The sequence below is a fragment of the Paenibacillus sp. NRS-1760 genome, from assembly GCF_050467785.1.
In the GTDB taxonomy this organism is placed as follows: domain Bacteria; phylum Bacillota; class Bacilli; order Paenibacillales; family Paenibacillaceae; genus Pristimantibacillus.
Map to the genome: position 1 here is coordinate 811,907 of NZ_JBITPK010000013.1, position 18,890 is coordinate 830,796.

The 18,890-nt window shown below is 41.1% G+C and carries 13 protein-coding genes, 2 pseudogenes and 1 other annotated feature; of the genes and pseudogenes, 3 read left to right on the top strand and 12 right to left on the bottom strand.

What is annotated here, in order from left to right; all coding sequences use genetic code 11:
- Nucleotide 1 precedes the first annotated feature (1 nt).
- The 5 genes and pseudogenes from ACIFSR_RS19310 to ACIFSR_RS19330 all read right to left on the bottom strand — a co-directional run bounded on the left by ACIFSR_RS19310 (nt 2) and on the right by ACIFSR_RS19330 (nt 10,134).
- A complete protein-coding gene (locus ACIFSR_RS19310) occupies nt 2–547 on the bottom strand; it encodes a hypothetical protein (protein WP_430059275.1) in 546 nt (181 codons plus the stop codon).
- Nucleotides 548–1,103: 556 nt separating this feature from the next.
- A complete protein-coding gene (locus ACIFSR_RS19315) occupies nt 1,104–2,984 on the bottom strand; it encodes an alanine--tRNA ligase (RefSeq protein WP_430059277.1) in 1,881 nt (626 codons plus the stop codon).
- A gap of 109 nt (nt 2,985–3,093) precedes the next feature.
- Nucleotides 3,094–3,337: a binding site (T-box leader), on the bottom strand.
- Nucleotides 3,338–3,832: 495 nt separating this feature from the next.
- A complete protein-coding gene (locus ACIFSR_RS19320; RefSeq protein ID WP_430059279.1) occupies nt 3,833–8,443 on the bottom strand; it encodes a discoidin domain-containing protein in 4,611 nt (1,536 codons plus the stop codon).
- A gap of 153 nt (nt 8,444–8,596) precedes the next feature.
- Nucleotides 8,597–8,929 (bottom strand): annotated as a pseudogene (locus tag ACIFSR_RS19325) (IS110 family transposase); the annotation flags it as partial.
- A 350-nt stretch (nt 8,930–9,279) separates the two neighbouring features.
- Entirely contained in the window at nt 9,280–10,134 is an 855-nt protein-coding gene (locus ACIFSR_RS19330; RefSeq protein ID WP_430059280.1) for a copper amine oxidase N-terminal domain-containing protein, read from the bottom strand.
- Between the two features lie 518 nt (nt 10,135–10,652).
- On the opposite strand from ACIFSR_RS19330, the gene ACIFSR_RS19335 reads away from it, so the two are divergent.
- Nucleotides 10,653–11,891, top strand: a complete 1,239-nt coding sequence (locus ACIFSR_RS19335; RefSeq protein WP_430059282.1) for an RNA polymerase sigma factor — start codon at nt 10,653–10,655, stop codon at nt 11,889–11,891.
- Between the two features lie 723 nt (nt 11,892–12,614).
- Here ACIFSR_RS19335 and ACIFSR_RS19340 read toward each other — a convergent pair.
- Nucleotides 12,615–12,818 (bottom strand): helix-turn-helix domain-containing protein, encoded by a 204-nt coding sequence (locus ACIFSR_RS19340; protein WP_076269356.1) that lies wholly within the window; start codon nt 12,816–12,818, stop codon nt 12,615–12,617.
- On the bottom strand, nt 12,815–13,288 hold the full coding sequence (locus ACIFSR_RS19345) for a DUF2975 domain-containing protein (protein ID WP_430059284.1): 474 nt from the start codon (nt 13,286–13,288) through the stop codon (nt 12,815–12,817). Before ACIFSR_RS19345 ends, ACIFSR_RS19340 begins: the two co-directional genes overlap by 4 nt.
- 326 nt (nt 13,289–13,614) lie before the next feature.
- On the opposite strand from ACIFSR_RS19345, the pseudogene ACIFSR_RS19350 reads away from it, so the two are divergent.
- Together ACIFSR_RS19350 and ACIFSR_RS19355 are read left to right on the top strand one after the other, a co-directional pair.
- A pseudogene (locus tag ACIFSR_RS19350) lies at nt 13,615–14,100 on the top strand (IS110 family transposase); the annotation flags it as partial.
- 585 nt (nt 14,101–14,685) lie between these two features.
- The gene (locus ACIFSR_RS19355) at nt 14,686–14,988 is read left to right on the top strand and encodes a hypothetical protein (RefSeq protein ID WP_430059286.1); all 303 of its coding nucleotides are present in this window, start codon (nt 14,686–14,688) and stop codon (nt 14,986–14,988) included.
- A gap of 222 nt (nt 14,989–15,210) precedes the next feature.
- Here the strand turns inward: ACIFSR_RS19355 and ACIFSR_RS19360 are convergent, their stop codons facing one another.
- The 5 genes from ACIFSR_RS19360 to ACIFSR_RS19380 all read right to left on the bottom strand — a co-directional run bounded on the left by ACIFSR_RS19360 (nt 15,211) and on the right by ACIFSR_RS19380 (nt 18,720).
- On the bottom strand, nt 15,211–15,459 hold the full coding sequence (locus tag ACIFSR_RS19360; protein ID WP_430059287.1) for a hypothetical protein: 249 nt from the start codon (nt 15,457–15,459) through the stop codon (nt 15,211–15,213).
- Between the two features lie 553 nt (nt 15,460–16,012).
- Nucleotides 16,013–16,282, bottom strand: a complete 270-nt coding sequence (locus ACIFSR_RS19365; RefSeq protein ID WP_430059289.1) for a DUF1643 domain-containing protein — start codon at nt 16,280–16,282, stop codon at nt 16,013–16,015.
- Nucleotides 16,266–17,267: a helix-turn-helix transcriptional regulator gene (locus tag ACIFSR_RS19370; protein ID WP_430059291.1), complete on the bottom strand. Its 1,002-nt coding sequence runs from the start codon at nt 17,265–17,267 to the stop codon at nt 16,266–16,268. Before ACIFSR_RS19370 ends, ACIFSR_RS19365 begins: the two co-directional genes overlap by 17 nt.
- Before the next feature lie 355 nt (nt 17,268–17,622).
- A complete protein-coding gene (locus ACIFSR_RS19375) occupies nt 17,623–17,817 on the bottom strand; it encodes a hypothetical protein (RefSeq protein ID WP_339209186.1) in 195 nt (64 codons plus the stop codon).
- Nucleotides 17,818–18,237: 420 nt separating this feature from the next.
- A complete protein-coding gene (locus tag ACIFSR_RS19380) occupies nt 18,238–18,720 on the bottom strand; it encodes an NUDIX hydrolase (RefSeq protein WP_430059293.1) in 483 nt (160 codons plus the stop codon).
- Nucleotides 18,721–18,890 lie beyond the last annotated feature (170 nt).

Sequence of the window (18,890 nt, forward strand, 5' to 3'; positions counted from 1 at the left end):
ATTAATCAAGCCAATGTATCCTTACGTTTGTAATTTCAAATAGCTGAGTCCCTGGTTTTCCTTCTTCATAATTATATTCTGGTAGTGCATCGTGAACATCTTTTACAAAGTTATACTCCTGACCGTTGTTCCCATTTGTAAATGTGATATTGTAGTGACGAACTTTACCAAAAACAAGTGCAATTTGAAATGTTGTAAATGTATTGGTTATCCCCCCGCCATCAGTAATCTCTTCTTCTAGCTCATTAATGGAATTAAATTGTTTAATGAACATATCCTCATTGTGACCAGTATAATCAAAAATCAAATAATCCCCTGTAATCATTTCTTGTCCAGTTAAGGGAGTCTCTCTATCTCTAAAGTAAAAAACGGATTCGTCAAGATTTAAAGGGTTTCGTAATTCAACATTATCTGTGCCAATAATATCTATTTTTTTGTACAAGTATGTTAGGGTTTGCTTCAATTTTTCTTCTGATAGTTTTGTTTCATTTAGAAATGAGTGAACTGCAATTTGTATCACAATATCACTCAATTTATATAGGTTCATTAATCATTATCCTTTCACGTGAGTTTTTTGTATAACGTCTTTTCCCCAAATTCACCATGTTTAAGGTATTCGTGAATTGATTAAACTAACCTGCCCGTTAGCTTAACGCCCAGCAGAACAGAGGCCGAGTCTTTATTTTATTGTGAAACAAGCCCAACACATGATAAATAGCTCATCGGCAATCGCTATACATTCTTGGCCTTTTTCGGCATTCGGTACATATTCTTGACATTGCACATTGCCAAGAATATGTACCGATATAACAAAAAAACCGCGATTTACGCGGTAATTAATCGGCTCATATTCTTGTCATCCGACAAGTGTCATACACCATATAGCTCGATTTTCGTTCTGTTTTTTTATAAGTTTCCCTTTCTTGCAGTAAAAAAGCAATTCGGATTAAATCCGAATTGCTTTTTCTTTGAATACTGTGCTCCGGTACCGCCAACGGAAAGGCCAAGCGATGTCAAACCCTCTTCGATTGCCGAATTTATCATTCATCATGGATTCCCGGCAACTCATAACGTTGTTACAAATGGCAATCCTAAAACATCAGCTATTGTTCCGCGTTCTGGAAATTTTTATTAATTACTCCTTTAATCCTTCTAACTCCAGCAGCAGAAGATTGTTCTTTTTTAATACTGAACTTTCCTAAGTTTGTTGTATCTTCTACATGAGGTCCTCCACATACTTCTCTACTCCAAACTTTCCCTTCATTATCTTTGATTGTATACACCTTAACGATATCCGGATATTTATCCCAAAAATTCCCTTCAACATTACTTTCTTTCGCTTCAATTTTAGGCAGCTCTGAAATATAGGTAACTGCTTTTGATGAAATCGCATCATTCACATACTTTTCCACCTCAGCTATTTGCTCTGGCGTAAGTTTTTCATCATGGTTGAAGTCAAACCGTAATCGTTCTGAAGTAATATTACTTCCTTGTTGATGAACATGATCACCTAAAACTTCCCTTAAACCAGCAAGTAATAAATGAGATACCGTGTGCAGCGCTGTTGTTTCTGTTGAATGTTCAGCTAATCCACCTTTAAATTTACCCGCAGAAGCAGTTCTGCTCTTTTCAGCATGTTTCTTTGCCGCCTCTATATAAGACGCCTTGTCCTCCATGCTATATCCACTTTCAGTTAGAAACTCTTCCGTCAACTCCAAGGGAAACCCATATGTTTCGTAAAAATAAAAGGCATCTGCACCTGTAACTTTACCCTTATTCTTAAGATGTTTTTGTATTTCAAATTCTCCTTGCTGTAAAGTTCTATAGAAAAGATTTTCTTCCTTATTTACTATTTCGATAACTTTCTTTTTATTACCGATCAAATCTTCATAAGCTGTTGCTTCATCTATATAAACTTCAGACAACTCACCCACAAAACTTCCTTGTATACCTATTTTTTTACCTGCACGAATCGCCCTTCTTAATAACCTTCTTGTTATATACCCTGCATCACTATTAGCTGGCTCCGCACCATCATTAATTAGAAAAGTAGCCGCTCTCACATGATCAAGTATGATTCTAAACGACTTTAAATCGTCAGTATATTGTTTACCACTTAACTCCATCAATTTTTTCTTGGGATTAAGGAAGAAAGCCGTATTATAAATATCCTTGTCACCATTAAGGGCTGTTGCAACCCTTTCTAATCCGCCTCCATAATCAATATTGGGATTTTGCATTTTTACAAATCCTGTGTCTTCTTTTTTGTAACACATAAATACGTTGTTCCCAATTTCTAAAAACCTCTCGCTTACAGAAGCAGGATGATCCAGTGAATCACCTCCTGGTTCAAGATCATAGAACATTTCACTATCAGACCCACCCGGTTCACCAACAGGCATATCCAATGGACTTCCGGCTCGACTCCACCAATTTTCTTTTTCATCGTATAAGAATATTTTTCCACCTCTAGATGCCCCATATTGATAGGGATCATCTTCAATGATAGGTTCTATACCAACTGATTTAAATTTTTCTGACCAGATTTGAATGGCTTCCGTATCTTTCTGTATATTCAAATCATCACTTCCTATAAAAGCACTGATATACAGCCTGCCAGGATCAATTCCTAATTCGATAATATGCCAATTCCAAATGGCATCGATTTGCTTTTTCTTATAGTTATTTTCATTTGCTTTAAACTCCCATCGACCTATCATTTCAAAAAATGTCAGATGCGACGTATCTCCTACTTCATCAATATCCACTGTCCTTAAACACTTCTGAATATTAGCAATCTCATTACCTATCGGATGCTTTTCCCCCAATAAATAAGGAACCATAGGTTGCATTCCACTTCCTGTAAACAAAGTTGAGGGATCATTTTCTGGTAACAAGCTAGAAGAGGGCACTTGGCTAGCCCCTATTCCTTTCATAAAATCAATATATGATTTTCTTAACTCATCTGGTGTCATTTTCACCATGATCAATACCTCCATTTCAATTATTAATTATTCTCAGAAAATTATTTTGCAAATATTCGAACGAGAAGAAATAAAACAAAAAAGCCCTAAGCTGACATATTTCTTGTCAACTTAGGGCGAACTATTATGTCCGTGTTACCACCTAATTTCAGATTTCTCTGCACTCTATCAATACGGGATATCTCCGATATTGTTTCCTGAATAACGGTGGAACTCCGTTGAAGCCTACTAAGATTCCTCTGTTCGGTTCACAGCTCCGAGACTGCTTCACTATTAGATCAATGAAGATTCGCACCAACCATCTTCTCTCTGTGAGATCCCTAATAGCTACTATTTCTCATCATAGCCTTTTCGTTTTAAGTTAAAGCAATGCTATCACACTCAACTTGCTCTGTCAATTAATTCCACTATTTTTCATAAGGTATGAGTCTGTCGATTCTACCATCAGCTTTGGCAATTCGGTTGCTTCGCATCCTCTGACTTTAGCCAAATTATAATTCTCCCCAACCTCAATTTCACGTTTAATAAAGCGTGTATTACTGGGGATTACGGGGCTGTATAGATGTTCTTGTCCCAATACGGCTTTGTATAGAAGTTCTTGACTTGAGCTCACGACAAGAACTTCTATACAAAAAATAAAAAAGCCGCTGTTTAGGAGACTTCAGTTGTATATATGTTCTTGTCGTCCGACATATAGAGTTTAATATGAAGTATAATTTTTGGGAAATAATACACTTGGCTTGATATGATCGAGCATTTGAAGGAGACGCCAGAAGTCGCGCTTCGCCCGCTTTAATGAATGAGAAAGACGCTCAACATCTCTTGGTGATGATGAGCGTCTTCTTTATTCATGCTTTTGGAAATGCTTTCAATAAGACAGTGATCGTTTCGGCGCGTGTTGTCGATGCATTCGGCGCAAATTGATTGCTGCCACGCCCTTTAATCCAGCCTTGCTGCACAGCTGCATCAATGGCTCCGATCGCCCATGCCGGGATTTGCTTGTCATCCGCGAAGCTCGTTCTTGCGCTTGCGTCGTTAGACAGCTTCAATGCTCTCGCGACCATCGTCACCATCTCTGCGCGACTGATCGGCTGATTCGGCATGAACCGTTGATCTGCATAGCCTTGAATGAGTCCGAGCTCTACAGCTTGCGCCACGGCCTCACTCGCCCATATCGGGATCGAGGCTTGATCTACGAACGCCTTCGTACGGCTTTCGCCGCTTAGCTGCATCGCCTTCGCGAGCCATACCGTGAACTCCGCGCGTGTCACGGACTGATCCGGTCTGAATGTTCCGTCCGGATATCCGTTCGTCATTCCTCGCTGCACGGCTGCTTGAATATCATTGGCAGCCGAGTGGCCTGCGATGTCTTTGAAGGCCGGCTTCGGCTCGGTCGACTTACGATTGACGGCAAAGACGGCGAATATACCGACATTACGCGTATCCGCTTGAATCGTACTGCCCGTTACCGTGCCTTTGAGTTCCACCCAACGCGCTGTTGCTTTATCGTATTGGAACACAGATGCTTGTTGATCTTTGCCAAGCTTACTCACATCAAACGTCAAGCTGATCTGAATTTGCTTATCGAAGCCGCCCTTCACATCCTTTGACAATTCGAACACCGGGCTTATTGCATTCGGCTGCAGCGTCAGCAAGTCAGCGGATTTGTCGATTTTCTTCAGATGCAGCATCATCGTTTCTTTCGCTGCGCCTACCGGAACAGAGACGGTGATCTGCTTGCCTAAGCTGACCGTTCCCGCTTCGCCGGCTTTGATCGTCGCTTCGCCTTCCTTCACGCCAGGTCTAGGATTATCAGTGTCGATTGGAGGTTTCGGTTCCGGTTTATCGATAGAATCCTTCAACCTCGCGTTCAGATCGCGCAGCGTATCCACTACTGTCTCGAAATGATACGGGTATCGATCCAACAGGAACATCAATTGTTTGCGAAGCTCCTCGTTCCCTTTGTTCAAATTAATCAATTTCTCGGCAGCATCAATTAATTCTTTGTAGGGTTCCATTAGATCATCGCCGTACACTTCGAACTCATAGATGGAATATCCGTAGTATTCGCCATAGACCGGCATTCGCTCAATTCCTTGGAATTTCACGTATCTGGCCTTCTTCGGAGCGAATTCCACCGTACTCGTCTCTCGTTTATCGCTGGCCGTAAGAATTCGATCGTCTGCCATCACGTTTTTCCATGTTACGTTATCAGTGGAATAGAGAATCTTGAACCGTTTCGCGGCCGTCTCCCATCCGATGACGACCTTGCTAATATTTTGCGTTTTGTCCAAGTCAACGGTGAACCACGAATCGTCTTTGTACGTACTCGCCCAGCGCGTGATCATATTTCCATCGACGGCTTGGCTTGAAGGTACCCATGCCGCCTCTAATCCCGAGGCATCGGTTCCCTGATGCAGCGCATAGTTGTTCACATCGAGCAGCGGAATGAAGCGATTATAGACTTGTAGGTTATCGATTGTTCCTTTAAACGCGTTGGTTGTGCCGCCGATTTTCGCGACAGGCAAGACAAGCGTCTGAATGCGCTGCACTGGCTGCGCCAGCTTCTCGACGTATTCATTCCCGTTCACATAGAGCGAGACGCCATTGCTGTCCCCCGTGATGAGAAGATGAGTCCATTGGCCAGCCGGCACTTTGTAATTGAATGCGCTATCATATCCTTCTTTAGAGAATCCTAATTTACCCTTGGTGCCGTGTTGCTTTAATTTTACCGTTCCCGCAGGCGATTCCATTAATACGGTATCGTCCGGATTGTCCGCATCCGGGTTAATCCACATAGAGACGGTCCAACCAAAGTTTAAGCTGTTGAGCGGTGTATTCAAATAACTAGTACCGCCGTTGAAGTGGGCGCCTTGCCCATATTTTCCTTTGACAAAATCGACGTTATTGCTTCTTGCATTGTATCCGTTACCGGATGCGTCGATGAAATTGTTTTCGAACGAATAATCAAGGACGCTTCCTTCCGTATTTTTGACTTTCACATCATAGGAAAGGTGGGTATTCGGCGCATCGCCCATCTTCGCGGCCGTCTTCACAAAGGTGTCGTAGTCTACATCGCTTCTCGCGCCGTGCCACATTTTCTCGGAAAGGACCTGCATGGCAGGGAGCAAGCGGACATGGGTATCATCCATCGATAGCCCCGCTTCATACGAAATATCGTTCCAAAGTGCGAACATGCCGCCTTTTAATTGCGGATGGCCGAAAGGCAGCGTCGCACCGTACCATTTTACAGGCTCCCATTCCTGATATAAGAGTGACGTATTTAAATAATCGGCATAAAGTCGGGGTACGAGATATAAATAGCTATTATTGATGTTAATGATGTTATAACCAAGATCGATTGCTTGCTGCGGTCCTCCATACGGTAAATGCCAGATCGCCATGGTCGCTTCATTGCTGATCGGTGTCTTACCGGCGTACTCTTGCAATCCGCCCCACAACAAAGGATGTTTCCCTTTACTATTGATGAATTTGATCATGGTATCCATATATTTTCTGAAATCTTCCGTGTTTCCTTTGTATTCATCGGTTCCAATTTGAACATCAGGACCGAGAAATGTAGGGACTCCGCCTTTCCAGCCATCAAGATATTCACTCCACAAATTCTTGACAAATTCGACGGTTTCGGGTTTTGAGACGTCGAGATGCGAATCAGTCCCCAGAGAAGGATCTAATGTCGTAAAAACACGCGAATGCCCCGGCGTATCGATTTCAGGTATAATATTAATAACATAATCTTGACCTAACCGCTGCAAATCGCGGAACTCTTCTTTCGTATAAAAGCCATCTATACTTGATAAATTCGGATACCTCTCGCTTTCTAACCGAAACGTACCGCGATTACCTATATCATCATTCAAATGGATTTGCAAATCCGTCATCTTATACCAAGCCATCATCTTCACGTAATCCCGCAAGAAATCAATCGTATAGAATTTGCGAGCCACGTCGATCATAAATCCGCGTGTCTCGTATTTCGGATAGTCGCGGGACTGCCCCTTCGGAATCTGGTCATGACCTTCATCCTGCTTCAGAATTTGCAGCACGGAACGCGTTCCGCTGAAGACACCCTTTACCGTCGGCGCCATAATGGCTACATAATCACCGATATCGAGTATGTAACCTTCTTGACCTAAGACCTTATCCGTCGGATTTAAGGACAAGTACAGATCTCCGATGGATGGTGTCCCTTGGGTAACAGTCAATTCCCGTCCCGTAATCGCTTTCATATCTTCTTGGACGATAGCTGCTGATTTGGCTAACGACGGGTCATTATAGACAATCTTCGCTGCAGACGATAATGTATATTGATCTGTTCTCCCAATCCATTCTTGCAGGGACGGAATTACTTTCGGTTCCTCATTCAGCCCTTCGATCTGTTGATTTAATCCTGTGACCGTAACTTCGAAAGACGGCGTTATCGCTTTCTGCGTTGGGTCCTCCATGCTTTGTACTTGCAGCATCACATGAACCTTTTTATCCACCAATGGGGGGTGAATGACGCCTTCCTTGTCAATGACAGGCAGCGCATCCGATCCGTAGATGGAGATTTGATAACCTTCTGGTACAGCCGGGAATGGGAACTCGGTCTGTCCTTGACTGATCGGTTCAATGCCGTGAATCCCTTTGATGATTTTCTCTAGTGGATCTTCCCTGTATACCTCGAACTCATAGAATGAGTACCCATACAGAATGCCATCAGCCGGTTTCCGCTCAACCCCTACAAACTTGACGTATCTTGCTTCTCGTGAAAGGAAATTTAGGACTTCCGTTCCACCTTGGCAATTAATAATGCCATCATTTTCAAGTGTAATGTTCTCCCAATTATCACCATAGACCGAAGTCAGCACGCGGTAGGATGTAGCTGGCGTCTGCCAATGAATGATAACTTGACCGATCTCCTTCTTTTCGCCTAAATCTACTTCAAACCACTGATCGTCGTATTTATCGGAAGACCAGCGTGTTGACGAGTCTCCATCGACGGCATATTTAGGAAAAAGTCCGTCCAGAACTTCATTGCCGGATACTTTCACATCCTTCTTCAACGCATAGTTCTCCCGGACGCTAGCTAGAGCCGTTGGTGCTGCATCCATTCCTGGCTGCTGCACAGCGAATGGCTCTTCGAGGTTAGCATCTGGGACCGCTTCAGGATCCGAAACTACTTCAGAACCAGGCACTGTTTCCGGTAGTGAGTTATCCGGTGCTTGTTGCGTGATTTCTTCTGCATTTGATGTGCCGTCTGCGTACGTTATCGATGGATGAACAGAAAATATGATAGAAAAAAATAAGACCAACGATAACAATAACGAACATCTTTGTTGATTCCTTCGGCTTGACTGCATTTCCTCATCCTCATTTCCTCGTATGAAATGATATATTCGGTTTTTCGTACTGCTAACTTGAGTACTCGGCATTCCCGGGCACTCATTCTTAACCAAGAGGCCTCCTCACAGTTAATAGTATGAGACGTGTTAGCCATAGAAAAATAGATAAGTTCTTACTTTCATATACATTTGTTTACATTTTCATTATATTAATAAATAAAATCCCATCAAATCTACTTGATGGAATCCGGAACTCTATAAAATAGACTTTTGCAGCTGTGCGATAATTTGGGCGTCCTTCACGTCATTCTTGGTCGGTGAGTTGTCATCCAGCTCCTTGCTCTTCTTCACATGTAGTGGGTTAACAACGCCACAAGATATATGTTGTTCCTTCGAGTAATGGACATCATTCAGCCAATAATAGCCGGTTGGCTCCATTCCGACTAATACCTCTTCGTACCCGTGTTCCGACATGATTTGCGGAAACCAACTAAGGAAGCACTCGAATCATTCTAAACTGTTCTCAAACGTAATTGGTTTTCCTTACTCGACTCCACGAAAGTCTTGTGCTCTTGGTTGATCTCTACATTTTAACTTATCGGCATTCGGACAATGTTCTTGTCACAAATCGACAACCGGCTCAAGTTCTTGACTTTGTCAATTGACAAGAACTTGAGCCGATAAATAAAAAAGCCCGCAGTTTATGCGAACTTGATTCGGACAATGTTTGTGTCATCCGACATTGGTGTCAAACACTAAGTAGTTTCGTTATTCAGTTTTAAAATAATAAGTTACATCTACAACATCTTCTATTCTCGTAATACACACCATTCTTCTGCTGTGAAAAATAAGAAGCTTGCTTAATAAAGCGGCAGCCGGTTATTATGAGTCGGCTACCGCTTTATTTATTGTGCTATAGTTTCCCGTTAGTGCAATAAGAAAAAATACTTTTATACAACTGTATTACTTATAATCGTCAGAAAACCATTCTTTGTAGCGGTATCAATAAGCTGATTAATGGATTGTATTGCAGTATCGCTAAACAAATACCACTCATCTTTAAATACGTCATGAATCAAGATTTCTGGGTATCCTGTTAAAAGTTCAGATGGAAAAGAACGAATTAAAGAATAAATATCAAAACGAACTAAGCTGTTACCTTTGTGGTCTACAAAATCATATTGTCCATCTTTATAATAAGACCCAGGTATGTCAAGATTAAGATTCCAAGAGTAGCTAGCAGGAGCTTCGACCCTTTTACCTATGTTTTCTACAAAAATATTATAAATTGTTTCGTTAAATGCATTCCCATTAATTTGCTGTACTACGCCCCCCATAGTCATATGGTATTCCTGCTGCAATGCTTTCACTTTTATACCGTCTATGACTAATGGCTCAGTATCAACGGTTACGATGGAGTTTTTGTGATTGACTGTGCAGCCAAATGCTTCTGAAATAAAGCGAAGTGGAACGATTGTGCGATTATTTTTTATAAATGGTTTTACATCAAGCAGTACCGTTTTACCGTTTATGACTGCTTTACTGCTGTTTAGTTTTAATGTTACTTTTATTTCGCTTTTAGTAAGTGTAATTTCAGAATTTGACCAACTGACCTTAGCTCCCAAATTTTCACTGATAACACGTAACGGCACCATTATACGATTGTTCTTAATTTCGGGTTTCACATCGGATGCAATAACAAAACCGTCAACTTTTATTTTGATGTTTGTACCTGCTGCATAAGTAGTCGACGATGTAATGATTAGAATCAATGCAAGGAATACTCCTGAGAAAACCTTTTTCATTTTAAAAGCTCCTTTTATCAAAAGTAAATGTGGTAGTTATTTAGCCCTAACATTTTTTTTAGCACTCCTCTCCAAAAAGGTGATTAATCCTCGGGAAAATCTTCTTATTGGACAAAATTGGAAATCATTATTCACGTAAGTATAGACGCACATCGTTAATAAAAAGTTCCTTTTTTATAAAGTTCAATATTATGCTATACTGCCCGTTAGCTCAACGAGGCTGCCGATTCATACCGGCAGCATCGTCATAGTGAATGTTAAGCTATAGTGTCCCGTTAGTTCAATTGGTTGGGGGATTATAAATTGAAAGATTCCAATCAAAATGAGCAAAGTCACGAGTACTATTATAAAAGTTGGTAATCCTCACTTAATACCACATAGCTGAATTGCCTTTACGCTTTGCTTTTTCGGGGTTTAAAAAAGTGGAGTGGCGTCGTGTAAAATTATTTTAAAATGATGTGGCTTTTTACCTCCCTTCGGTGTCTAATGAATTGTAAGTTCAGGAGGAGGTACTACTAGTGTCACGAGCTCAAGACAAAAAGAAAATCCCTGTTCTTCCGGAGGAGCAGGAGCACATCCAGCATTTCGAAGCCATTTATAATCAATATCGAGATAGAATTCGAAATTATATTGCAGTAAAGACAAATTCGGCAACTGCCGATGACTTAACGCAACAAGCTTTTTTAAAAGCAATGGAAAACTTTCACTTGTTTAAGTGTAACTCCAGTATATTTACTTGGCTATTCAAAATCGCGCAAAATATTGTGAAAAACGAGTATCGCACAAGATCACGAAATAAAGAAATGGTGCACGAAGTAATCGATTTTCAGTCCCAATCGATATCCCTCGATATTGCTAGAGATGTCGATATCCGTCTTGATATTAGTGCTGCATTAGCCCGATTGAATGAATTGGATCAGCAAATCATATCATTGCGTTTTTTCGTCGATTGCACTTTATTGGAAATATCCAAAATCATCGGGATGCCTGAGAGCGCAGTCAAGAACAGACTCTATCGTGCCTTAAACAAACTAAAAAAAGAATTAAAAGAATGGGGTGACATTACAATCATGTCTATTAAAGAATTGATATCAATTGTGGATAAAAGCGAGGCTTCCTCCAAGAATGATGGTATGAACAAGGTATACCATGACTTATTTGAAGAGTTGAAAAGCAATGTAGATCGAATTATTACAACCTATCGTCATCGACCTTCTCAGAAAATCGCTATTGAGATCTATCCGGATCTGCCCACTTTTCATGAAGCAATAAACGAGCCGGATGCGCCCATATGGTTTATGGGAACCTATGAAGATAATAAAATTAAAATCGTATCCCCACTCAACCCAGGCCCTGAACATACGTATCAATCGGTACTACGGCACACTATAAGCTTGTTTACGATGTGGTTAGTGAAGGATATTAATCCGTTGGCACCGAAATGGCTTACACACGGGCTCGGCGGGCATGAAGCCAAACAAATGTCACAAGAATATATCCAGTATAGCACCTCCGAAGCGATTCAAAATAACGCTGTCCCTAGTTTTCAAGCATTAACTAATGATACCTGGGATTTCGAGAAGATAGGGGGATATGGATTCTCGCACTTGCTCGTAGAATATCTCATCCATTCATACAGTTCAGATGCGCTCAACAAATTCATACGCGATGCCACTGATTTTCAAGGCGCATTTCAAGTATCGGAAGCTGAGCTGCACGGGATGTGGGTGCAATATTTAAAATCTAGGCTATGTTAAATTTTGATACTAGTATTTGACCATAACAAAACCACCTTCGAAAAGGTGGTTTTGTTATGGTCTCCCATAGCTCAACAGTACACTATACATTGTTCTATCTAGTACAGCCTTATAGCCCCAATCATTAAACTATCCTGCCCTTTAGCTTAATGAAAAATGGAGCAGCTGCCCGATCGCAATCTGCTCCCTGTTGTATTCAACTAAATTCTCCTGTTAGCAAAATGGAACTTTTATTTCTTTACTTCAATTAATTCTTCATCATTGCCAACTATCTAAAGAATTTACTTTTTGAACGCTCCCTTTAGTAATGAATGAATCTTATCCTCTAAGTGTTCTTTACTATCACCGCTAAGTACATTTTTATCCCAAATCTATGACTCAGGTATGTCATTCTCACAATAAACTTCATAAGAAACTAAACCATATCCCCTTGTCACTCATCAGAAATGTTATCACGTTCATGTCATATCATTTTGGCAAGAACTTGATAACATAAAATAAAAAAGCCGCAATTTATGCAGCTTAAAATGTTACTATGTTCTTGTCACCCGATTAAACAATGGTTATGAGCAAGCATTAATATTGATGAGTTATTCTTATGGTATAGTGTCATATTGCCATTAGCCTCAAAGGCGAAGGCTATGTAGTCGTTAGGATTGATATAGCTTTCGAACTCTTCACCATTACTTACATCCGCAATGTACGGCGGTTTTTTTATTTTATTCAATCCTGCCGATACTCGAGAATATCTCCAGGCTGGCAAGCGAGTGCTTTGCAGATCGCTTCGAGTGTTGAGATTCGAATGGCTTTCGCTTTTCCGTTTTTAAGTATCGACAGGTTCGCCATTGTAATGCCGACTTTCTCGGATAGCTCAGTAACGCTCATTTTCCGCTTTGCAAGCATGACGTCAATGTTAACCACTATCATACGGTCAACTCCTGTTCTTCTTTGAGCTCGATCGCGTTTTTGAGCAGTTTCTCAAGAACTGCGGCAAATACTGCGATTACGACTGGCGCACAGGTTATAATTAGCCCGATGACCATGACGCCTGGTGCATCTGCGCCGTCAGCTACAAAGTAGAAAAGCGGGAGATTACATGCAAACATGAGTGATACGACAACCGCCGCTTGCTTTATTTTCTTAAGCGCTAAAACAGAGGTTTGCGAAAAAGCAGTATTTATATCAATGTACCTGAGAAGCTTTAATGCCTGAAGTAGCGTAAATAAATACGCAATAGACGCCACATACGCAGCCAAAGCGGAAAGATAAACTTTAATATCCGGGAAATCCGGCATCATACTATGCGCCATCGCTGGGATTCCATAAAAACACATCACTAATGCAGGAATTGCCATAACAACCAGAACAATTTTTAAAAAGAGCGTCTCTTTTTTCATTAATTTCACCTCGTTTTTGATTTTATCACTTTATTTATCGTTTTACAATAAAAATATATTGTTTTATTCTTTTGAACCCAACAAGTTATTAAAACAAATAAGCCCTACGGCTTATTTGTTCCTCCTTCAAATTTGAGCCGAGATACGGACATATTTATGAACCCACTAATTGAAGTTAATCGCGAAAATGATTAAACTATCCTGCCCGTTGGAATTCCTGTAAAACGAATATTTTGGACTTTGCATGAAAAAGAGCGCCTCTGTAATATGGGAGTTGGAATCGGGTCTACAGCCCTTTAATCTCACCATTAGGAGGTCGCTCTACTATGAAGTTTAAATCTCAAGATAAACAAAATCAACGCATTGAAAACATTTCCTCATTCCATCTTGTTGTCGGAGTAGATATTGCCCAGGAGAATCATGTCGCTCGTGCAGTCAGCTATCGTGGTGTTGCTCTGGGTTCGTCGCTAGAATTCGGCAGTCATGATGAAGGGTTTGGGCGGTTCGGCCTATGAATTCAAGATCTGCTCAAATCATTCAAGCTGAGCAAAGTTATCGTCGGCATGGAGCCTACCGGCCACTACTGGTTCAGCCTGGCTCGCTGGCTTTCATCGAAAGGAATTGAGGCTGTTCTCGTAAATCCCCACCTCGTCAAAAAGAACAAGGAAAACCGCGACAATAACCCTTCCAAAAGCGACCACAAAGACGTACTCGTCATCGCAGATAGGGTCAAAAATGGCTACTATTCCCCTGTCCAGTTCAACCCAGAAGCCTATGAGGAACTCCGGATTCTCATGGCCAACCGGGACACGTGGCGTTGCATTTATTATGACTCCATGGAATCGCGTTTGCGACTGGCAGAGAGCATGTTTGCCAAAGTAATAGACAGTCAGCTTGGTAAATTGATCCCGTCAAAATTAACGGGATTTCTCACCAAATCAGTTCTTAATACGCCGGTTCATCTGGTTTTTATTGCGGCATCTTCAGAAAATCATCGACAGCGTGACAACAATTATGCCGCCGTCTGCAGCATCATGCAAAACCTTCAATTGGTTGGTTGGGAAAACGGTTTGGGAATGCTCTGGTACACGGACCCATTGCTGAACAATCCGTCATTTTTTAATGAAATTGGCCTGAAGGCAGGGGAGAAGTTTGCCGGTATTTTAAATACTGGATTCTTTGATAGGTCACCTAAAGCCCGAAAAAGGACACCCGCGGAAATGAACTGGACAGAATTCACAACAGATACAAAACCGCATCTAACTAATGAAGACCGTTATGTATCTTCTCAAGACATTTTGGAAACATTAAACATCGCTGTTTGGGCACCGAATGATGGACAATGTAATACGCCTTTGAATAAATATGAACCTCATTTAAGGAAGCTCTAAAGTGCGATGAAGGCGGATGAGCACTCCCCACCGACAAAACAAGTTGGAAACGTAAAGGTTTCAAGCTTGGTCAAGCTGAACACAGCTTCAATGATCCAACTCAGTTTTGATTCCCAATTACAATATCAAAAACTTATCACCGCTGGCACTTCGTTATTATTAAGACATCGTTCGGCAATCAAAAGAGAAGGCATTCTCCCGTTGCCTTCTCTGCTGCTTATTATTAGCTGGGATAGCATAGAGTTAACGATAGTTCCTTATCTCAAGATTAATCGGTTATGCGTATATGTTCTTTTCAATCTCGGCTAAGGATATATGTACTTGTCTTCAGGCTTGGACAAGTACATATATCCTTACAACAAAAAAACCGCTGTTTAGGCGGTTTCCAATACATTTATGTTGTTGTCCTCTGACATCGGATGACAAGAATGTGTACCGATAACCGTTTCTGAACTTATGTTTCCCGACCTCTAATAACAAAAGGATGAACTTTATTTTGACCATTACGGTTCATGTATTACACAAAATTATTTAAACAATTACTTTCTCCAATTGGATTCCAACCACATAATCCCCTGTATCATTTTGCCTACCAAACAAATCAACAGTTGTATAAGTCTGACTGGAAGCATCATAGCCGATGATCTCAATAGCCTTGACCACATCTTTCCTCATATGGCCATCAACATACAAGCGTGCCATTGCAGGATTAGGTGTAGACGGTTTTTGTGGAGTAATGGTATTACCATTCTCTGGTTCACTGATATTGTTCCTTGTCATTACGTTTTCTCCTTTCATTGTGCGAAGTTTTTTTATTTCATAACATTTAACACTATAGCTTCCAATATTTAGACGTATTTTTTCGGATTTGTTACTTTATACTGCCTGTTGGCTCATCGGCAATCGGTACATATTCTTGTCATCCGACATCTATGGCTTGTGTCACAATCACTGATTATTTATTTGAATTATTTTGTCACTCCTATATTCCTTTAGCTAAAGCATTTTTGGTCATCGTTATAGACTGACCATAAAAATGAAACAGCGGCGAACCATGAAGGCTGGCCTTGGTCGGAATCTTTAAGAATGCTAACAATAGTGAAACCGCAGCTTCAGTCTTTTTTGCAGTTGCGGTTGTCCATCCGTTTACTATTCGAACTTATTGAACTGTACTATCCCACTTATATAGATCGAGCTCATAACCCCTCCCTTGCCCCCCAATTTCGTGGATGCCAAGACTGGCTACTGGCTAAAAATCGCATCCCAAAAAGAGGCCTTTTATGGATTTTTAGAATTTCAAGAACGCTATTGATTGCTTTTTGATATTTACCACCTAGTTTTGATTCATTGTCCCCCAAGCTATGATGACATCCTTGATGTGAGGATTCTTCAAGAGCATATCATGTATCGCTTGGTTTTTTTTGGCCATGAGTTCTGCATATTCTGGATTACGGGTATACTCATTCAATTTCTTTGGATCTTGCTCGTAAATTGGAAACAAGTTTGCGATAAACACGCCTGAATATTTATTGTGACAAAAATGCAATACATTATTGATCGTCATATCTGATTCGAATTGATTTGCTCTACTTGGATATTCCACCAATCAACTTCTCGAGATTTTCCCTGTCCAGAAAAGGTGCGAGGCTTATGATCCGGTTCGCATCGATGGTACCGTCTACAACCTGGTCTACCAAACGACTTAATGTCTCACTGCTAGTAAAAGGCGCCAGTCCATTCACGGCATTCCAGCTCAAGCTTCCTTCTTCGGCTTCTTGTACCAACCGATCCACCTGTTCCCTACTCAGGAAAGGTGCGAGGCTTACGATCCGGTTCGCATCAATGGTGCCATCTACAACCCGGTCTACCAAACGACTTAATGTCTCTCTACTAATAAAGGGTGCCAGCCCTTGAATAGAATGCCAGCTCAAGCTGCTCTCTTCTGCATGTTGTACCAATCGATCTAAATGTTCTCTTCCAAGAAACGGCGCAATTCCAACAAGATTGTGCACTTCTAAGGAAGCGTCAATTGATTTATCTACCAGTCGGTTTAATGTGTCACTGCTGACGAACGGAGCGAGTCCGGTAATGACATTCCACACAATCTCGCCCTCTTCTGCCTGACGAACCAGTTCATCCAATGTGTCTGTTCCAAGGAACGGAGCCAGCCTCATGATCACGTCTAACGTAAAGACGTTGCTGTCTAATCGTTCAGTAACCTTATGCAGAACGCTTGCCTTTACAAACGGCGCTACTTCTACAAGCTCTTCCACTTCCACCTCTCCGGTATTGACCATCTCTGCAACTTGTTCTGGCCTGTTCCCTGCGATCTCCTCAACGATCGTTCCTAGGTGCTGGTGTTCCCGATTTTCTGCGTTTTCTCCTGCATTAATAATGTCGTCTACCGTTTTTCCGAATAACCTCGCAAGCTGCGGAAGCGTTCCGATATCCGGTATCGAGTCGCCCCGTTCCCATTTCGATACCGCTTGATGACTTAAATTCAGTTGATCTGCAAGTTCCAATTGGGTCAGATCCTGGTCTTTGCGAAGCTTCGAAATATAAGCTCCAATTTTACGTAAGTCGAGCATCGTATTACCTCCGTAAAAACAAAATGTACAGTGCGCACCGTCGAATACAGCATAGCATTTCCGCAAACGTGATTCTATCAAGCGTTGGTTGAATTGTCACATCCGCTTTATTCAACTGCCGGTAGAATTGTCCAGATTGAAAATCGCCAGAGAGGGTAGCCAGAAGATCCCGCAGCATATACGAGATCTGGAATCCACCCGACCTACACTACTTTTGTCACTTTCATTTATAGGTTTTTTCTACGAATCTTATCCATTAAACTGCCCATTAGTTTAATGAAATGAGCAGGTCACTACAGCGCCTGCTCATCGTTGTATGCTATTGAACTAAACTTACCCGTTAGTACAATGTAACTTAGTAAATATCCTCATTATTTAGAAGCTCTCTTAGCCCCGTGGTAAATTTGAGTACAGCTTTTCCTCCTGTTATAAATTCAATGTAAACACTCTCTTCATGCGAACCACCGATTTGTGCGTGAACAAAAATGGTATCTTCCTTGAAACTTATTTTTATATACCCATCAGAATCATTATCTTGAAGTTCTGCCATTATTCCTTGGTCGATACAACAAACAATACCCTCAATCTGTTCTTATCTCACGCAAAAATGAGAAGTATGTGATATGAATTTTGTTGCTCCTGTCATATCAAAAGTATAATTAATATGAACCAGATATCTTGTCGCTAGTATAAGCTTTGCAGAACCATCAATGGAAGACAATGTGACTTTGTTCGATAGAGGCAACATAATTTATTGCTCCCTTCTTACATCCTCTGTGTATCATACCTTCAAATTAAACTGCCCGTCAGCTCAACGAGGCTGCCGATTTATGTCGGCAGCCTCGTTCTTTTGATAGCTAATTAAGCTATAGTTCCCCGTTTGTACAATCATTTATGTTGTGAGAAATTACATTCAAATCGCTCTACTCCAGGGTGTTTTTCTCCCAAGCTCTTAATTGTAAACCCAAGTCTACTTGAGTGATTTTAAGTAAAACATTATTCCTGCTCTGTCTACATTAGAAAATTGCAAAGGATCATCATCCATCAAACGTCTTAATTCGTCTACTGAAATCCATCGTGGGTTCTTAGTATCATCACCTGAAGATAATAACTCCCCTTGCACTTTGCAACGGAAATAAACTCCAACTGAATCGAAAGGACCCTTTATTGTTTGATAAGCTCCAAACGGTCTTATACATTCCACTTGGAATTCTGGGTCGATTCCTGTTGTATCGACCCGTGTATCCTCGCCTTCAATTTCAACTACATCCAGTCCAGTCTCTTCCTTAACTTCCCTTATTAGAGCTTGTGTTAATGATTCATATTGCTCAATTCTGCCACCAGGAAGTTCAATTTTTTTCGTTTCACCCGCTTTATCCCTTGTCTGTACTACTATTTCTAATATTCCGTTTACTATTCTTTCAATTATGGCACGAGAATTTACTAAAAACATTTGTATCAACCCCATTTCACACTATCGAACCAAAATATGGATTTGCTATATAGGATTATTCTACGCAAACTTCAAACTATCCTGCCCCATTTCAATGAAAAAAGCAGGCTGCTGTAGCACCTGCTCATCAATGTGTATCATTCAACTATCGTTCCCCGTCCCTCGGTTTT

Coding starts and splice junctions, on each gene's coding strand:
- ACIFSR_RS19310 (WP_430059275.1), bottom strand. CDS start 547: ATGAACCTATATAAATTGAGTGATATTGTGATACAAATTGCAGTTCAC.
- ACIFSR_RS19315 (WP_430059277.1), bottom strand. CDS start 2,984: ATGGTGAAAATGACACCAGATGAGTTAAGAAAATCATATATTGATTTT.
- ACIFSR_RS19330 (WP_430059280.1), bottom strand. CDS start 10,134: ATGAAAAAGGTTTTCTCAGGAGTATTCCTTGCATTGATTCTAATCATT.
- ACIFSR_RS19340 (WP_076269356.1), bottom strand. CDS start 12,818: ATGATAGTGGTTAACATTGACGTCATGCTTGCAAAGCGGAAAATGAGC.
- ACIFSR_RS19345 (WP_430059284.1), bottom strand. CDS start 13,288: ATGAAAAAAGAGACGCTCTTTTTAAAAATTGTTCTGGTTGTTATGGCA.
- ACIFSR_RS19355 (WP_430059286.1), top strand. CDS start 14,686: ATGAAGGCGGATGAGCACTCCCCACCGACAAAACAAGTTGGAAACGTA.
- ACIFSR_RS19360 (WP_430059287.1), bottom strand. CDS start 15,459: ATGACAAGGAACAATATCAGTGAACCAGAGAATGGTAATACCATTACT.
- ACIFSR_RS19370 (WP_430059291.1), bottom strand. CDS start 17,267: ATGCTCGACTTACGTAAAATTGGAGCTTATATTTCGAAGCTTCGCAAA.
- ACIFSR_RS19375 (WP_339209186.1), bottom strand. CDS start 17,817: ATGGCAGAACTTCAAGATAATGATTCTGATGGGTATATAAAAATAAGT.
- ACIFSR_RS19380 (WP_430059293.1), bottom strand. CDS start 18,720: ATGTTTTTAGTAAATTCTCGTGCCATAATTGAAAGAATAGTAAACGGA.